The sequence below is a fragment of the Raineya orbicola genome (assembly GCF_002843425.1).
GTDB classification, from domain to species: domain Bacteria; phylum Bacteroidota; class Bacteroidia; order Cytophagales; family Thermonemataceae; genus Raineya; species Raineya orbicola.
Genome location: NZ_NKXO01000025.1, coordinates 37,124 through 53,962 on the forward strand (window position 1 = coordinate 37,124; position 16,839 = coordinate 53,962).

A 16,839-nucleotide genomic window follows, 5' to 3' on the forward strand; every position below is an offset into this window, starting at 1 on the left:
TTTACACGGCTACTTGCTCTGCATAAATTTCATTGATGTAGGCTTCATATTTTTGCGAAATATTTTTACGTTTGAGTTTGAGCGTAGGGGTAAGTTCCCCGCCTTCAATGCTCCAAGCAGTAGGCAAAAGCACAAATTTTTTAATCTTTTCGTATTGAGCTAATTGCTCATTTACTTTATCTATTTCCTTTTGGTAAAGCATCTGAACTTCTGCCAAATCTATGGCTTGGGTGAGATTTTCGTAGGGCAAACCCTGTTCCAAACACCAATTTTTCAAAGCCTCTTCAAAAGGGACAATCAGAGCCGCAGGAAATTTTTGGTTTTCACCAATCACCATAGCTTGCTCAATATAAAGCGAAAGTTTGAGGTTGTTTTCTATGGGTTGTGGGGCTATGTACTTTCCGCCTGAGGTTTTGAAAATTTCTTTCTTGCGGTCAGTGATTTTCAGATATTTACCTTGCACCCATTCGCCAATATCACCAGTTTTGAGCCAACCATCTTCGGTAAAAGTTTCGGCGGTGCGTTCAGAGTCTTTGTAATAGCCCATCATTACATTATCACCTTTTACCAAAATCTCGCCATCTTCTGCAATTTTTACCTGTACTCCTTCAATTACTTTGCCAACGGTGCCGATTATGTAATCTTCTTTGTTGGGTGAGCCTGCGGTAATAACGGGCGAGGTTTCTGTCATTCCGTAGCCTTCTAAAATCGGAATACAAGCTCCCCAAAAGATGCGTGCCAGTTTCGGATTGAGTGCCGCACTGCCACAAATAACGTATTTTACATAACCTCCTAATGCCTCACGCCATTTATCAAACACCAAATTATTCGCTAAACTCAATTGCAAATTGTAAAATAAACCTTTGTTTTCTTGGGTATCGTACTGCTCGGCAAGGTCTAATGCCCAGAAAAAGAGTTTTTGAGCAATTGGCGAAAGGGTTTTAGCTTTGGCAAGAATTTTTTCGTAGACTTTTTCTAAAATACGTGGTACAGCCGTAAAAACGTGTGGCTGAACTTCTTTCAAATTTTCGCCAATGGTATCCAAATTTTCGGCATAATAAATAGAAATGCCTTTGTAGATGTAAGCACACGTAACGGTTCGTTCAAAGATGTGGCAAAGAGGCAAAAAACTCAACGCTTTGTGTTCGTGGGTAAGTACCAAACTGCTAATAGCTGATTTTACATTGCTTACCACGTTTTTATGTGAAAGCATTACGCCTTTGGGTTTGCCCGTAGTGCCCGAAGTGTAAATAATGGTGAAAAGGTCTTGGGGTTGGATAGAGTTTTTTATCTGTTCTAAATCTTTTAATCTTTCTTTGTTTGCTTTTTTGAGTAAGTTTCGCCAATGTTGGGCATTAGGAATTTGTTCGAAGGTATAAAGATTTTCTTGGGTTAAAAATGGACTTTCCTTGATAGCTTTCAGCAGTTTTTCATAAATATCGCCACTGCCCGCAAAAACAAGTTTGGCTTCCGAATGTTCTAAAATATAGCGATAGTCTTCAGCGGTAATAGTAGGGTACATAGGAACGCTTACGGCTCCTACTTTCTGAATAGCAAAATCTACAAAATTCCATTCGGGGCGATTATTGCTGATGATGGCGATTTTATCTCCCTTCTGTATTCCTAACTCTAAAAAAGCCGTAGCAAGTTGATTGGTGATGCTGATAAAATCTTGGGTGCTATAATGTACCCAGCCGCCATATTCTTTACAAGCCAAAGCATCTTTTTTAGGAAAATTTTGGGCTTGGTATTCTAGCAGGTCAAAAACACGTGAAATTTGCATAAGCATAAAATTTTGTTGTTGCATTGCAATTTACAAAAAAACCGACGCAAAGTTTTGTGTCGGTGGCTTTTATTTTTAAGGATTAAAGGCAATAGCTTTTTCTACCATATTTTTTGAACCTATGTACAGAGGCACTCGCTGATGAATAGAAGTAGGCTCAATTTCTAAAATACGTTGCTTGCCATCGGAGGCTACTCCTCCTGCTTGTTCTACAATAAAGGCAAGAGCGTTGCATTCGTGCATTAGGCGAAGTTTGCCATTTTTATCTTTGGCAGTAGCAGGGTACATAAATATTCCCCCTTTCAGCAGGTTTCTGTGGAAATCTGCTACTAAAGAGCCAATATAGCGAGCTGAATATTTTTTTTCTTTGCAGTAATTCAAATAATTTTTTACCCCTTCGGAAAGGTCATTGTAATTGCCTTCGTTGATAGAGTAAATTTTGCCGTCATCGGGGGTTTGCAAATGGGGTTTGGAAAGAATATACTCGCCCAAAGAGTTTTCGTAAGTGAAGGCATTGACGCCGTGTCCGGTGGTATAGACAAGCATTGTGGAAGAGCCATAAAGCACGTAACCTGCTCCTACTTGTTCAGTACCTTTTTGCAGAAAATCTTCTAAAACAGGGGGCGTTCCCAAAGGACTTTTACGGCGATAGATAGAAAAAATTGTACCAATAGAAACATTTACGTCAATATTAGATGAGCCGTCCAGTGGGTCTATGGCAACAATATATTTGCCATTCAGGTTGCCTGTGTCGATGAAATCATCATCTTCTTCCGAGATAATTCCGCATACTTCGCCGCCGTTTTTCAAGGCACGAATAAAACGCACATTGGCAATGACATCAAGTTTTTGTTGCTCTTCGCCCTGAATGTTATGCGTGCCGTAGGAGCCTGTAATATCAATCAGCCCTGCTCTATTGATTTCTCGGTGAATGATTTTGCTTGCCCAAGCAATATCACGCAAGAGTTGCGATAGGTCGCCTGTGGCATTAGGGAATTGGGCTTGGTCTTGCTTGATGAACCTATCCAAGGTTCTGCCCACAGAAGGAACGTGAGGAGTAGTGTTACTCATAATTTTGCTTTTTGGGTGAATACTCTGAAAATTGCTTGCAAAATTACGATTTTTTTAGTTTTATACTCAAAATTATTTGATTAAGTCATATTCATTGATTATTCGAGTTTACTTTATGTAAGTGTAGCCGCACTATTTTCGCAAACAAGAATAATTGAGAAGTATATCAAAACCTCCTTCCAAATAAAAGAAAGATGCAAGCCAAAAGCTTGCATCATTTTTGTAATTAAAAGCTTTGAAATGTAAAAAACTAAAACTTTGCTTTTTTATCAATTTCTAATCTACCTGTAACAATTGTAGTATCACTATGCTGACGTCCTTCTACAATCATCGCCTTAAATTCTGCTTCCATAGATTGCTCATTTTCTCTTAAAATATGAAAGTTATATTCATCTGCATATCTTTCATCAAGCCAAGTGGCTGCATAAGTTGCTTCGGGGCGTATCAAACTGATACTATATGTTTTAATATCGTCCCAAAAGTGGTAATTTTGCACCAATTTAGTATGATGGGTGGTTGAGGATTTTTTTCTTGCAAAAGAAATGAGCGTTTGTATTTCAGCATTATTATTCTTTTGGTAGCCAGTGATACGAATAAATCGTAAATCTTTTACATTATCGGATTGAGGTTCCTGAATACCAACAGATACCTTCTCGTAACTGATAGTCCGAATATTTCCTTGATTGTCGGAAATGGTGATTTGCATTGTACCAGCCGATTCATCTATATCTTTTCGTTTGCAGGCATTAAGAGCCAAAATAATCGCAAAAAAAGCAAGGATTTTTTTTAGATTTTTCATAAATTTAATAAGTTTTGAGCCAATTTGCACCTGGTACATAAAGACCTCTGCCACCTGTGTATATTAAGCTGGGTCCTTGACCGTGTGAAGAAACATACAAATGCATCAAGTAACTATTGAAACTATAAGTCCATTTGCTTGGGTCAATTAAATGACTACTACCATACACTTCATTGAGATAAAATTCTTTATTTTGATTGCTTGTAGTATAAGGTTCATTAATGTAATGGTTACGTGATGTGTAAGATTGATTATTATAACTTGAAGAACCATTAAAATTATTCACAAGAGTCGTTCTATTTTCGCCTGCTGGTGTCCAAATAGGAGAGCCAAAGGTTCGTCTTTTTAAATACTCTAATTTCATCCGCATATACAAAAAAGAACCACTAGAAGAAGTACCTGGCAACTTAAATTTTGTTGCGGCTATTTCAAATACTTGTTTATATGTATGTCCGCCAAAGTGATATTCATATTGATATTTAGCATCTGCATAATTCCTTCCATTTTCTCTATTTTCAACCAAAATATTTTCAAAGTTATAACTTGGAATTTCAATTAGCAATCTTTTATCAAATACTCCATTGACTTTTAGGCTATTTTCTTGTGAATAAGGGATCTCATAGCTTTTACCTTCACTTACAAAAACAATGATGTTTCCTACTTGAAATTCAGCTTTTGAATTCAGTATTACCTGAAAAAAATTAGGTAGTTCAAGACAACTATCACACAAAATAAGAGGACTTGCACTACTATCATTCAAAATTTGACGATTGAACCTTCGCCAAGAAACATAATTTGGAAAAGCATTTTCAAAAGAGTCAATACTTTGAGGATTTTTAGTTAAATAGTTTAATAGATTTTTGAAAACTTCGGAATTTTCAAAGACTAGCCTGCCATTTTCAAATCTAACTTTACTATTAACTCGCTTTTGATAATTATCTGATATGTTAGGTTCAATAATATTTTCAGGAACAAGATTACAGGAAATCAAAAGCGTAAAAGAAATAAACGTAATGAGTACGTTGAAAAATTTAAGAATTGAATTGAATTGAATTGAATTGAATTGTGTTGTGTTGTGTTGTGTTGTGTTGTCATAAGTTTAAGAATTTAGTTTTCGCAAACGTATAAAATAGTTTTTAAAAAAACAAAAATTATGAAAAAATATCTTTCACTGCCTCAATAATTTTGCTGATAGAGTCGGGGAAGAAAATCAGTGTAAAGACTACGCCATAGAGCGAGCCGTACAAGTGGGCATCGTGTCCGATATTGTCGCGAGCATTTTTGGACATATATGCCGAATAAGCAACATACAGCACTGCATACAAAATGCCGGGTACAGGAAAAGGAATAGGAAAAATCAGCAAACGAATGTTGGGCTCTATCATTACCGCAGAAAACACTATCGCCGAAACAGCCCCCGAAGCCCCCAAAGCATTGTAATAGGCATTGTTTCTATTTTTCCAAAATACAGGAATATCGGCTACAATAATAGCTGAAAGATAAAAAATAACAAAAATCCACTGATAATTTTCTCCAAACTGCCTATAAAATTCTTTTTCGGCATAAAGCCCTAAAAAATATAAGGAAACCATATTGAAAATAAGATGAAGGTAATCCAGATGAATAAAGCCTGAGGTCAGAAATCTATGCCATTCGTTTCTTTTGCTTACCCGATACGGATTGAAAATCCATTTTTGCATAAGATTAGGGTTGCTCCAAGCCACAAAGCTCAAAACAACCGTTATTCCAATAATGATATAGGTTACCAATAGCATAATTTTTTCGCTTTACTACACACAAAACAAACAAAATGTTTGTAATTTGCTTGCAAATTTCATAAAAAAATCAACTATGACTGCCCAAGAAGCTCAAAAACGCATTGCTTATCTTACTGAAAAAATCAATTATTTCAACCAAAAATATTACGATGAGCATATTTCTGAAATTTCGGATTACGAATTTGATATGCTTTTAGCCGAACTGATACGCTTGGAAAACGAATTTCCGCAGTTTAGAGCAGAAGATTCACCTACGCAACGCATAGGAGGTACGATTACCAAAGAATTTCCTACCATAAAACATCAGTACCCAATGCTTTCGCTTGCCAATACCTACACAGAAGCCGAAGTAAAAGATTTTGACGAAAGAATAAAGCGTTTTCTGAATACAAGCCAAGCTATTGAATATGTTTGTGAGCTAAAATTTGATGGTGTTTCAATCAGTCTGATTTACGAAAAAGGAGTTTTCAAGCAAGCTATCACACGCGGCGATGGAGTACAGGGAGACGATGTAACCCCAAATATCAAGACCATTCGCACTTTGCCCCTAAAAGTTAAGGCAAATGATATTCCCGAGCGTTTTGAAGTACGTGGAGAAATTTTTATTTCCAAAGAGCAATTTGAAAAGCTCAATCAAGAACGAGAAGATATTGGTGAAACACTTTTTGCCAATCCTCGCAATACTGCTTCGGGAACAATCAAGTTGCAAGACTCCGCCGAAGTGGCTCGTAGAGGTTTAGATGCCTACTTGTATTTTGTATTAGGAGAAAATCTGCCTTTTCAGACGCATTATGAGGCTTTGCAAGCATTAGAAAATTGGGGCTTTCAAGTTTCTAAAACCTACAAACTTTGCCGAAATATTGATGAAGTGTTAGAGTATCTGCACGAATGGGAACACAAACGACACAACTTACCTGTAGAAACTGATGGCGTAGTAGTAAAAGTGAATAGTTTTGCTTTACAAAATGAGTTGGGTACAACTGCTAAATCACCGCGTTGGGCAATAGCTTACAAATACAAAGCCGAAACGGCAAGCACTACTCTGAAAAGCATTACGTATCAAGTAGGCAGAACAGGGGCTATTACGCCTGTTGCCGAACTTACACCTGTACAACTGGCAGGCACAATTGTAAAACGTGCTTCTCTGCACAATGCGAATGAAATTGAGCGTTTGGGCTTACGAATTGGCGATATGGTTTTTGTAGAAAAGGGCGGTGAGATTATTCCGAAGGTTACAGGCATAGATTTGAGCAAACGCCCTGCTGATAGTATGCCTTTGCAGTATATTACGCACTGCCCTGAATGTGGTACAGCTCTGATACGAAAGGAAGGAGAAGCAGTGCATTATTGCCCTAACGAAAAAGGTTGCCCACCACAAATTAAAGGTAAAATAGAGCATTTTGTACAGCGTAAAGCAATGGATATTAGCAGTTTGGGCGAAAAAATTATAGAGCAACTTTACCAAGCAGGTCTGATACATAATATTGCGGATTTGTACGATTTACGCATAGAAGAGCTTTTACCTTTGGAGCGTATGGGCGAAAAGCTGGCTACGAAAATTCTGAATAATATTGAAGAAAGTAAAAAAGTACCTTTTGAGCGGGTTTTATTTGCTTTGGGCATACGTTTTGTGGGGGCTACGGTAGCTCAGAAATTGGCAGAATACTTCGGTAACTTGGAAAAATTGCAAAACGCTACACTCGTAGAACTATTGCAAGTCCCCGAAATCGGAGAAAAAATTGCCAAAAGTGTGCTTGCTTACTTTCAAGATGCAGATAATTTGCAAATTATAGAACGCTTGCAAAAAGCGGGTTTGCAGTTTGAAATGAAAAACGCTCTAAAAGAACTGAAAAGCGAAAAATTGAACGGACTTAATTTCGTAATTTCAGGCGTATTTGAACAATTCAGTAGAGAGGGATTAAAAGATGAAATTGAAAAAAATGGTGGAAAAGTGCTTTCAGGAATTTCCTCCAAAGTAAATTTTTTAGTGGCAGGTAACGAGGCAGGTCCGAGCAAATTGGAAAAAGCTCAAAAATTAGGTGTAAAAGTTATTTCGGAACAAGAATTTTTAGAACTTTTAAAACAATGAAGGGACTATCAAGAATTTTTGTTTATTGCTTTCTATGTTTGCTTTTTGTGGCTTGTGATGAAGAAAACGATAAACCCATTCCGCCTTACACGGGACCTATTATTGAAACTTTTGAGGTGCAGACGCTTTACAGCGATTCTGCCAAACTGAAAATGCGAATTACAGCCCCTAAACAATGGCAGTTCCAAAATGGTAACATAGAATATCCCGAAGGAGTTGAAGTGATTTTTTACAACGAACAAAAACAAGCCCGCTCTCGCCTGACGGCTCTCAAAGGCAAATACGATAAAGCTACTAATCTTTACACTGCCACAGGAAAAGTGGTACTGAAAGATTTAGTAGAAGATAAAACACTCAAAACAGAAGTTCTGCACTGGTCGCCTCACGAAAAACGCATTTTCACCGATAATTTCGTAGTTATTGAGAGTGGTAATAATGTCGTAAAAGGTGAAGGTTTTACGGCTAACCAAGATTTACAATATTACAAAATCCTAAAACCTACGGGTTCGGGATATATTCGGAGAAAATGAAACTGCTTGCTCATTCTTTGTATGTTTGTATCTAACTAATAAAGTTTGCTATGACTACTAAGTTTTTCACCAACAAAGACGAAAATACTCTTATCAGTAAGTTTGAGGGAGTGTTTAAGTACAATCCAAACATTCATTATTTTGATGCATTAGTGGGATATTTTCGGGCTTCGGGGTATTTTCGTATCAGACCGCTTTTAGAGAAAGTGCCTAAAATCAGAATTCTTGTAGGTATCAATGTAGATAAACTATTAGCAGAAGCTCAAAAAAAAGGATTTGACTTTTTTAGAAGTAAAGACAGAACCAAAGAAGAATTTATTCAAGAAATCAAAGAAGATATTCAACAAACTCACTATGACCAAGAAACCGAAAAAGGTATTTTACAATTTATTAAAGACATCATAACAAAAAAAGTTGAAGTCAAAGCTCACCCCGACAAGAAAATTCACGCCAAAGTGTATATTTTCAGACCTGAGCCTTTCAATCAGCATACGCCTGCATCAGTGATTACAGGCTCTTCCAACCTGACCGATGCAGGATTAGGTGCAAGCACAATACGCAACTACGAGTTTAATGTACAACTCAACGATTATGAAGATGTAAAATTTGCCACCGAAGAATTTGAAATTCTTTGGAAAGAAGCTGTAGATATATTGCCTGTCGATGTGCAAAACATTGAAAAGAAAACTTACCTGAACGATGATATTACTCCTTTTGAGCTTTACATTAAGTTGCTTATAGAATACTTCGGAGAAAGCATAAACTATGACCCCGACTCTATTGGCGACTTGCCTGCTAATTTCAAAAAACTTTCCTACCAAATAGATGCCGTCAATGAAGGTTTCCATATGCTTTTGAAGCATAATGGCTTTATACTGGCTGATGTAGTAGGTTTAGGCAAAACCGTAGTAGCTACAATGGTAGCTAAAAAGTTTATTCTGCAAAACGGCAAAGAAAATACCAAAATATTAGTGATTTATCCACCTGCTGTGGAAAAAAACTGGAAAAACACTTTCAAATATTTTGGCATTGATAAATATGCCAAGTTTATTACCAACGGAAGTTTGCATAAAATTTTAGAGGGGCATTCAGACTACTGGAACAAAGAAGAATATGACCTTATCATTGTAGATGAAGCTCATAAATTTCGCAATCATACTACGGGAGCATTTCAGAATTTACAACTCATATGCAAAAGCCCAAGAGCTAACAAAGGACACATAGAAGGTCTGCAAAAAAAAGTTATTCTCGTAACAGCTACTCCTCTCAATAACAAGCCCGATGATATTTTTCATCAAATACTGATGTTTCAAGATGCTCGGCAATCTACTTTGCCTATTACCAATCTGACATCGTTCTTTGCTTCGCTTGTGGAGGAATACAAAGCTCTTAAACGTACTGAAAAACCTGATATTGATAAGCTACGCAATATTTACGGCAAAATCCGAAAAAATATAATTGAACCTATCACTATTCGTAGAACCCGAAAAGATATAGAAAATATCCCCGAATACCAAAAAGATTTAGCAGAGCAGGGCATCAGATTTCCCAAAGTAGAACCTCCTAAAAAAATTGAATATGTGATGAACGAAAAGCTCAATCAGTTATTTTACAAAACGGTTTTCTATCTGATTGATGAAGATAAACTTAATTATGCTCGCTATCAAGCTATTGCTGGATTGAAACCTGAGGCGGCAAAAGGATTATATGAACGTGCAGAATTAGCTTCTAAATCTTTGGCTATGATTATGAAAACTCTCTTGATAAAGCGATTAGAAAGTAGTTTTTATGCTTTCAAAAAGTCGCTGAATTCTTTCCAAAAAGCCACCGACCGAATGATTAAAATGTTTGAAAATGACAAAATATTCATCGCTCCTGATACAGATATCAACAAATTATTAGAAAAAGGTTGGAGTGAAGAAGAAATTGAAAAAGAAATTGAACGACTAAGCGAAGAAAACCCCAAAAATAGAGTTTTTAAGGCATCAGATTTCAAACCTGAATTCATTCAGCTTCTAAAAAAAGACAAAAAAAACATAGATGATTTAGTGAATTCGTGGCAAGAAATAGAAGATGACCCCAAATTAGAAGTATTTTTACAAGCACTCCAAACACAATTCCTGAACAAAAAAACGAACATAGAAGGCAAGTTAGTTATTTTTTCTGAATCAAAAGATACAACAGATTACCTGAAAAAACGTTTAGAAGAACAAGGCAGAACAGATGTACTTACTATTTCCTCTGAAAACCGAAACGACCTCTACGAAACCATTGTTGCTAATTTTGATGCTAATTGCGAGCATCAGAAACAAAAGAACGACTACAATATTCTCATTACTACCGAAGTATTAGCCGAAGGGGTGAACTTGCATCGCTCTAATGTGATTGTGCATTATGATACACCTTGGAATGCCACCCGTTTGATACAACGGATTGGGCGGGTCAATCGTATTGGAACAAAAGCCGATACTATTTACAATTATGTATTTTATCCTTCCGCACAAGGCGACTCGCAAATCCAACTCAATAAAACCGCTCTAACGAAAATTCAGGCATTTCATACCGCTTTTGGCGAAGACAATCAGGTTTATTCGCAAGAAGAAATTTTAGATGAAGTCAAACTATTCAATAAAGAGGCTGTCCGTGAAGAAGAAGACGAACGCCTGAAATATCTCTATTTCTTGCGAAAATTTAGAGATGAAAACAAATCTTGGTTTGAAAAAATCAAAAAATTGCCTCTAAAATCACGAACAGGTAGAAACTCAACAACCCTCCATAGACCTGAACTACAAAACGGAACCGCTGTGTTCTTAAAAAATAGTAAAAAATTTGAATTTTATTGGGTAGATAGCCAAAATCAGCCTTATGAAATTACTCCGCTCGAAGCTTTCAAGATTTTTGAAGCTCAACCCGACGAAAAATCTTGCCAACTGATTGAAAATCATCATAAGCACGTAGCGATTGCCATCAATCATTTTCAATCGCAGGAGTATAAGTTAGTAGCTCTGCAAGAAACTCCCGAAGCTTTGGGTGGGGTGGCTCAAAGTGCTAAAAAGTTTCTCTTCGAAATAGTAAAGCATCCGATAGTATCGGAAAGCCAAAAAGAGAATATTCAAAAAATTATATTACTGATTGATATTGGCAAATTTACTAATCTGGCTACCGATATAAACAAATTGCGAAAGAAAATACAAAAGAAAGTTCTTAAACTAAATGATGCACTCGCCGAATTAGATAAAATTGCTTTGCAGTATGGGGTGCAATCAAACCTTGTTCAAAAAGAGTCGGACGAAAGTTTAGAAAAACCCGTATTGATTATTTCTGAATCATTTGAATAAATTATGGAACATCAAACTTTTGAAAAAAAATCATTACAACTATTCGCTAAAGGAAACCCCGATTGGAAAGCCCTAACCAAAGAGTGTGTTTGCTTTGCAAATGCAAAAGGAGGAATCATTGCTATAGGAATTGAAGACAAGGAAATAGATCCGCCTGCTCATCAAAAAATACCCCCTAAACTAGATGAAATTATTCGCAAAAGAATTAGCGAACTTTCTGTGAATGTTGGTATAAATGTTAGCATAGAAAAAGCCTCTAATGCGGGAGAATGGATAAAAATAGAAGTCTTACCTTCACAATCTACCATTGCCTCTACTACCGATGGGCAGTATTATATTCGCATTGCTGACCACTGCAAGCCAGTGCTACCTGATGAATTAAGCCGTCTTTTTACAGACAAGTCCGCCTTTCAGTGGGAAACCAAAGTAACACAAAAAATATATTATGAAAATTGTGATATACAAAAAATTAATCAATTTATTACTGATATTAAAAACTCCGACAGAGTATCAGTTTTTGTCAAACAAAAATCTGATGAAGAACTATTAAGATACTATCAGTTTATTAACGAAGAAGGATACCTGACTAATTTAGGCATACTCTGGATAGGGAAAAGAGAACAAAGAGCAAGGTTGTTGTATGCCCCCATAGTGCAGTTTCTCAAATATGATGAGCATGAAAACAAAGTGCGAAAAGAAGTGTGGGATGATTTTTCGTTTAATCCCAAAGAACTTGTTGAAGAAATATGGTACAAAATACCCGAATGGAGAGAGGGAATAGAGTTTTCAGATGGTATTCTCGGAAGATACACCATTTATCATTACAACGAAAATGTAGTGCGTGAATTATTGGCAAATGCTCTGGTACATCGCCCATACACTACAAGAGGCGATATCTTTATCAATTTATATCAAGACCGACTGGAAATTCATAATCCAGGCTTACTACCTCTCGGCGTAACACCCCAAAATATTTTGCATCAATCTGTCAAGAGAAATGAACTTCTCTCTAAAATTTTCTATGACCTTGGGTTAATGGAACGAGAAGGAAGCGGTTACGACAAAATCTATGAAATTCAGCTATCCGAAGCCAAAGCTATTCCCATAGTAGAAGAAGGAAATGATAGGGTATCTGTTACCCTTTACAAACAAATTAAATCTGTTGATATTATTCGCTTTTTGGAGGAAGTTAAAAAACGTTTCTACCTTACTCAAAAGGAAATCATTTGTTTGGGTATTATTGTCCAACATCAAGCTATTTTAGCTACCGAATTTGCAAGAATTATCCAATCTACCAATGACAAACAGATTAAAAACTGGTTAGGAAATTTATTAGATTACGAGGTAGTTAAAACAAGAGGGAGAACCAAAGGAACAGAGTATTACATAAATCCAGAGTTTCTCAAAAATATAGAAAATCTTGAAAAAACAACCCTAAAACAAATTTCCAAACACCGCCTTGAAGCTCTCATATTAACCGACTTAGAACGATTTGGCAAGAGTTCTATAAGCCGACTTCATTCCAGAATAGGTAAAGATATTCCATTACGAAAGCTGCGTTTTGTTCTTTCTGAACTAACAAAAGTTAATAAAATACAATTTGAAGGTGAAAGAAAAAAAAGACTTTATTTTATTGACAAAAATCAGGGGAAATAAATGTATTTTTATTGACAAAATGGCGATAAAGATATAATAATATCTTGATAGACAAATATTTTTATTTAACAAAACAAAAATGTAAAAACTTATAATTTTGTTAAAAAAAATGATTAAGTTGTTTTTATATTCTTGGCAAATCAAAACTTTTTGAACCTATGTTGTTTCAGACGCAAACTAGCTCGCTTTTTCAGCAAGCCTATGACCGCCAGCAATGGAAACAATTCCTTGCCGATACTTTCCCAAACGTTGCTTTACTCTCTGAACCTATTCCAATAAGCATAGATACTTATTTTGCCCAACAAGCCTTTCTGTTGGGTAATATCACCCTCCACGAAAACGGCTTTGAACGTACGTTGGCAGTTTATGAAGTAGAACTCGCTACACACATACAAATAGAACGCAACCGCGTAGGACTGCGAAACCTACTTCGCAAATACTGGAAAAATATTGACGGGGCATTCATTGTGTTTTATCAATCTCAAAAGCCCAAGTGGCGGTTTATGTACGTTTCCGAACTGACAGGCTTCGATGCCGAAGGCAATTTCCAAACTATACAAACCGAACCCAAACGCTATACCTACCTTTTGGGCAAAGGCGAAAACGTCAGAACCGCTACGGAACGTTTCAATCTCCTTGCCTTGAAAGGCAATAAAATCTCTCTCAACGACATCAAAGAAGCCTTTTCGGTTGAAAAAGTAACCAAAGAATTTTACACCGAAGTGGCTCGTTGGTATGAACGGGCTTTACAACTCGTGCAGTTTCCTGAAGACGCCGAAAAGCACGAAAAGGGTCGCAACATCGCCCTGATACGACTCCTTACTCGCTTGTTTTTCATTTGGTTTATGAAAGAAAAAGGGCTTATTCCTTCTATTTTGTTTGATGCAACACAACTTGCTAAAATGCTCAAAAACTTTAGACCCAACGACGAGCAGAACGGAAACTACTACAAAGCCATTTTACAAAATCTCTTTTTTGCTACCCTCAATACCCCCATTGAGCAACGAAAGTTCCGCCGAGAGCATAGCTTTCAGGGGAAAAACAACGACTATATGAACCATAGCTACTACCGATACCACTACTTGTTTGAAAATGCGGAAGAGAGCTTGCAGTTGTTTCAGAGCATTCCCTTTCTGAACGGAGGCTTGTTTGAGTGCCTTGACTTCCGAAAAGATGACCCCCACAACCACACAAACCAAGAAATCCGTATAGATGGCTACTCGGATATTGCCACCAAACAAGCCTTTGTACCGAATGTGTTGTTTTTTGGGGCAGAGGGAATTGTCAGTATTTTTCAGAAATACCACTTTACCATTGAAGAAAATACCCCCTTCGACCAGCAAGTATCCCTTGACCCCGAACTGCTCGGTAAAGTCTTTGAAAACCTACTTGCCACCTACAACCCCGAAACCTGCGAAACTGCCCGAAAAGCCACAGGTAGTTTTTACACCCCTCGCGAGATTGTCTATTTTATGGTCAAGGCTTCGCTGATAGAATTTTTCAAAAACCAACTTTCTGAAAAGATTGCTAATCTGGAAACGCTTTTAGAGCAACTCTTTTCCCACAACGATAGTGCTAATCCTTTCAACAAAGAAGATACGAAACTTTTGATAAAAGCCCTGCACGATGTCAAAATCATAGACCCTGCCGTGGGCTCAGGGGCATTTCTGATGGAGGCTCTCAACCAAATGACACACTTGCTTAGCAAATTAGACCCTAAAAACGAACTCTGGAAAAATCAACAAATTCAAGCCATAGAGCAGTTTATCGCTGATCCTTTGCTCAAACAAAAAACCATTCACCATATAGAAAGTGTCTTTCAGCACAACGAACTTGGCTATGGACGAAAACTTTTTCTTATACAGAATTGCTTGTACGGCGTTGATATTCAGCCTATTGCAATACATATTGCAAAATTACGTTTCTTTTTATCTTTGTTGGTTGATGAGAAAATTGACAACCATTTGCCTAATCAAGGAATAGAGCCACTGCCCAACCTTGAAACCAAACTCATCGCCGCTAATACACTTATCAGTTTGCCACGCTACGAAGGCTTGCAAACCGATGCTATCCTAGAAGCCGAAAAGCAACTCTTTCAACTCCGCAAACGCTACTTCGAAACCACCGACCAAGCAGAAAAAGAAAAACTTAAAAACCAAGACCAACAACTCCGCTCTCAAATCCAACAAGCCCTCAAAAATGGCGGCTTTGCTTCCGAATTTGCCGATGCCATCGCCAGGGCCGATATCTACGACACCCAAAAAAGCCAACAATGGTTCGACGCCGAATGGATGTTTGGCATTAAAGAAGGCTTTGACATTCTCATCGGAAACCCACCCTACATACAACTGCAAAAAGATGCAGGAAAACTTGCCAAAATGTTTGAAAAACAAAATTATGAAACTTTCACTCGCACAGGAGATATTTACGCCCTCTTTTACGAAAAAGGCATACATTTACTTAAAAACAACGGCATTTTGTGCTACATTACCTCTAATAAGTGGATGAGGGCAGGATATGGCGAAAAACTGCGTAAATTCTTTATTCAGTACAGCCCTATACTGCTCATAGATTTAGGACCGGGCGTCTTTGAAAGTGCTACAGTGGATACCAATATCTTGCTCATACAAAAGCAAAAAACTACAAACATACAACTGCAAGCCCTTACTTTGCAAAAGCAGCCAAATGTTTCTATTGAAGAGCAGTTGCGTAAAAACGGCTCAATATTGCAAAAACTTACACAAGACGCTTGGTTTATTGGCAGTAGTGCAGAGCAAAAACTCAAAGAAAAAATTGAACGCATAGGAAAGCCCCTCAAAGACTGGGACGTGAATATTTATCGTGGTGTATTGACTGGCTTAAACAAAGCCTTTATCATTACCACAGAAAAACGCAATGAGATATTGGCAAACTGCCAAGACGAAGCCGAACGCACACGCACCCAAGCTATTATCAAACCTATTTTACGAGGCAGAGATATTAAACGATATTACTACGAATGGGCAGATTTGTGGGTGATAAATACGCACAACGGCGTGAAAGAAAAAAATATTCCGAGAATTGATGTGGTAAAAGATTACCCTGCCATTTACAAGCATTTACTGCAATACGAAAAAGAACTTATCAAACGCCAAGACCAAGGAGACCATTGGACAAACCTTCGCAACTGTGCCTATATCCAAGAATTTGAAAAGGAGAAGGTAGTGTATTCTGAAACAATAAAAATATACTTTGATGGAACAAAAAATTACCCAAGATTTTCTTATGTATCATCTGAAATTTTTCTTGACAAAACAACATTCTTTTTTTCAGGGAAAAATCAAAAATATATTTTGGGTTTATTAAATAGCAAAATTGCAGAATACTTACTTGAAAATGGCTATTCTGTAAAGTTAGGTATTGGAAGTAGAGGCTTGCAAAAAATACTTATTGAAAAAATACCCATTCCTCCTGTTACTACGTCAAACGAGGGTATAGTGAGGCAAATAGAGGGATTAGTAGAAAAGATATTATCTGCCAAGCAACAAAACCCGCAAGCGGATACGCGTGCTTGTGAGCGAGAGATAGATAGGCTGGTGTATCAGCTCTACGAGCTAACAGAGCAGGAGATAAAAATCATAGACCCTGCCTATGTATGAGGGAAATGTGGGGTTAATTAAACTTTTTTGTTTAGTCCTCCGACAAAAGTTGAATAGTTTTTACAAGTTGTGGATATTGGGTATCATTTAAGAGGCAATATTGCAAAAACAGGAAACCATACCTAAAAAAAGAGAACTCTCTACGCCCGTTAGGACA

General features: G+C 37.1%; 10 protein-coding genes. 5 read left to right on the forward strand and 5 right to left on the reverse strand.

Going from position 1 to position 16,839, the window contains the following annotated elements:
* Window position 1: 1 nt before the first annotated feature.
* The 5 genes from Rain11_RS08715 to Rain11_RS08735 form a co-directional block, all read right to left on the reverse strand.
* Window positions 2–1,783 (reverse strand): AMP-dependent synthetase/ligase, encoded by a 1,782-nt coding sequence (locus tag Rain11_RS08715; RefSeq protein ID WP_101358983.1) that lies wholly within the window; start codon window positions 1,781–1,783, stop codon window positions 2–4.
* Between the two features lie 75 nt (window positions 1,784–1,858).
* Entirely contained in the window at window positions 1,859–2,854 is a 996-nt protein-coding gene (fbp, locus tag Rain11_RS08720; protein ID WP_101358972.1) for a class 1 fructose-bisphosphatase, read from the reverse strand.
* 250 nt (window positions 2,855–3,104) lie between these two features.
* A complete protein-coding gene (locus tag Rain11_RS08725) occupies window positions 3,105–3,653 on the reverse strand; it encodes a hypothetical protein (protein WP_101358973.1) in 549 nt (182 codons plus the stop codon).
* A 4-nt stretch (window positions 3,654–3,657) separates the two neighbouring features.
* Complete coding sequence (locus tag Rain11_RS08730) at window positions 3,658–4,644, reverse strand: hypothetical protein (protein ID WP_101358974.1); 987 nt, start codon at window positions 4,642–4,644, stop codon at window positions 3,658–3,660.
* A 160-nt stretch (window positions 4,645–4,804) separates the two neighbouring features.
* A complete protein-coding gene (locus Rain11_RS08735) occupies window positions 4,805–5,428 on the reverse strand; it encodes a rhomboid family intramembrane serine protease (protein WP_101358975.1) in 624 nt (207 codons plus the stop codon).
* Window positions 5,429–5,504: 76 nt separating this feature from the next.
* On the opposite strand from Rain11_RS08735, the gene ligA reads away from it, so the two are divergent.
* The 5 genes from ligA (at window position 5,505) to Rain11_RS08760 (ending at window position 16,682) form a co-directional block, all read left to right on the forward strand.
* A complete protein-coding gene (gene ligA, locus Rain11_RS08740) occupies window positions 5,505–7,520 on the forward strand; it encodes an NAD-dependent DNA ligase LigA (protein WP_101358976.1) in 2,016 nt (671 codons plus the stop codon).
* On the forward strand, window positions 7,517–8,050 hold the full coding sequence (gene lptC, locus Rain11_RS08745) for an LPS export ABC transporter periplasmic protein LptC (RefSeq protein WP_101358977.1): 534 nt from the start codon (window positions 7,517–7,519) through the stop codon (window positions 8,048–8,050). Before ligA ends, lptC begins: the two co-directional genes overlap by 4 nt.
* Before the next feature lie 50 nt (window positions 8,051–8,100).
* Entirely contained in the window at window positions 8,101–11,388 is a 3,288-nt protein-coding gene (locus Rain11_RS08750) for a helicase-related protein (RefSeq protein ID WP_101358978.1), read from the forward strand.
* A gap of 3 nt (window positions 11,389–11,391) precedes the next feature.
* Complete coding sequence (locus tag Rain11_RS08755) at window positions 11,392–13,044, forward strand: ATP-binding protein (protein ID WP_101358979.1); 1,653 nt, start codon at window positions 11,392–11,394, stop codon at window positions 13,042–13,044.
* 158 nt (window positions 13,045–13,202) lie between these two features.
* A complete protein-coding gene (locus Rain11_RS08760; protein ID WP_101358980.1) occupies window positions 13,203–16,682 on the forward strand; it encodes an Eco57I restriction-modification methylase domain-containing protein in 3,480 nt (1,159 codons plus the stop codon).
* Window positions 16,683–16,839 lie beyond the last annotated feature (157 nt).

Bases quoted from the DNA above. Each gene is read 5' to 3' on its own strand.
- Rain11_RS08715 (WP_101358983.1), bottom strand. From the start codon at position 1,783: ATGCAAATTTCACGTGTTTTTGACCTGCTAGAATACCAAGCCCAAAAT.
- fbp (WP_101358972.1), bottom strand. From the start codon at position 2,854: ATGAGTAACACTACTCCTCACGTTCCTTCTGTGGGCAGAACCTTGGAT.
- Rain11_RS08725 (WP_101358973.1), bottom strand. From the start codon at position 3,653: ATGAAAAATCTAAAAAAAATCCTTGCTTTTTTTGCGATTATTTTGGCT.
- Rain11_RS08735 (WP_101358975.1), bottom strand. From the start codon at position 5,428: ATGCTATTGGTAACCTATATCATTATTGGAATAACGGTTGTTTTGAGC.
- ligA (WP_101358976.1), top strand. From the start codon at position 5,505: ATGACTGCCCAAGAAGCTCAAAAACGCATTGCTTATCTTACTGAAAAA.
- lptC (WP_101358977.1), top strand. From the start codon at position 7,517: ATGAAGGGACTATCAAGAATTTTTGTTTATTGCTTTCTATGTTTGCTT.
- Rain11_RS08750 (WP_101358978.1), top strand. From the start codon at position 8,101: ATGACTACTAAGTTTTTCACCAACAAAGACGAAAATACTCTTATCAGT.
- Rain11_RS08755 (WP_101358979.1), top strand. From the start codon at position 11,392: ATGGAACATCAAACTTTTGAAAAAAAATCATTACAACTATTCGCTAAA.
- Rain11_RS08760 (WP_101358980.1), top strand. From the start codon at position 13,203: ATGTTGTTTCAGACGCAAACTAGCTCGCTTTTTCAGCAAGCCTATGAC.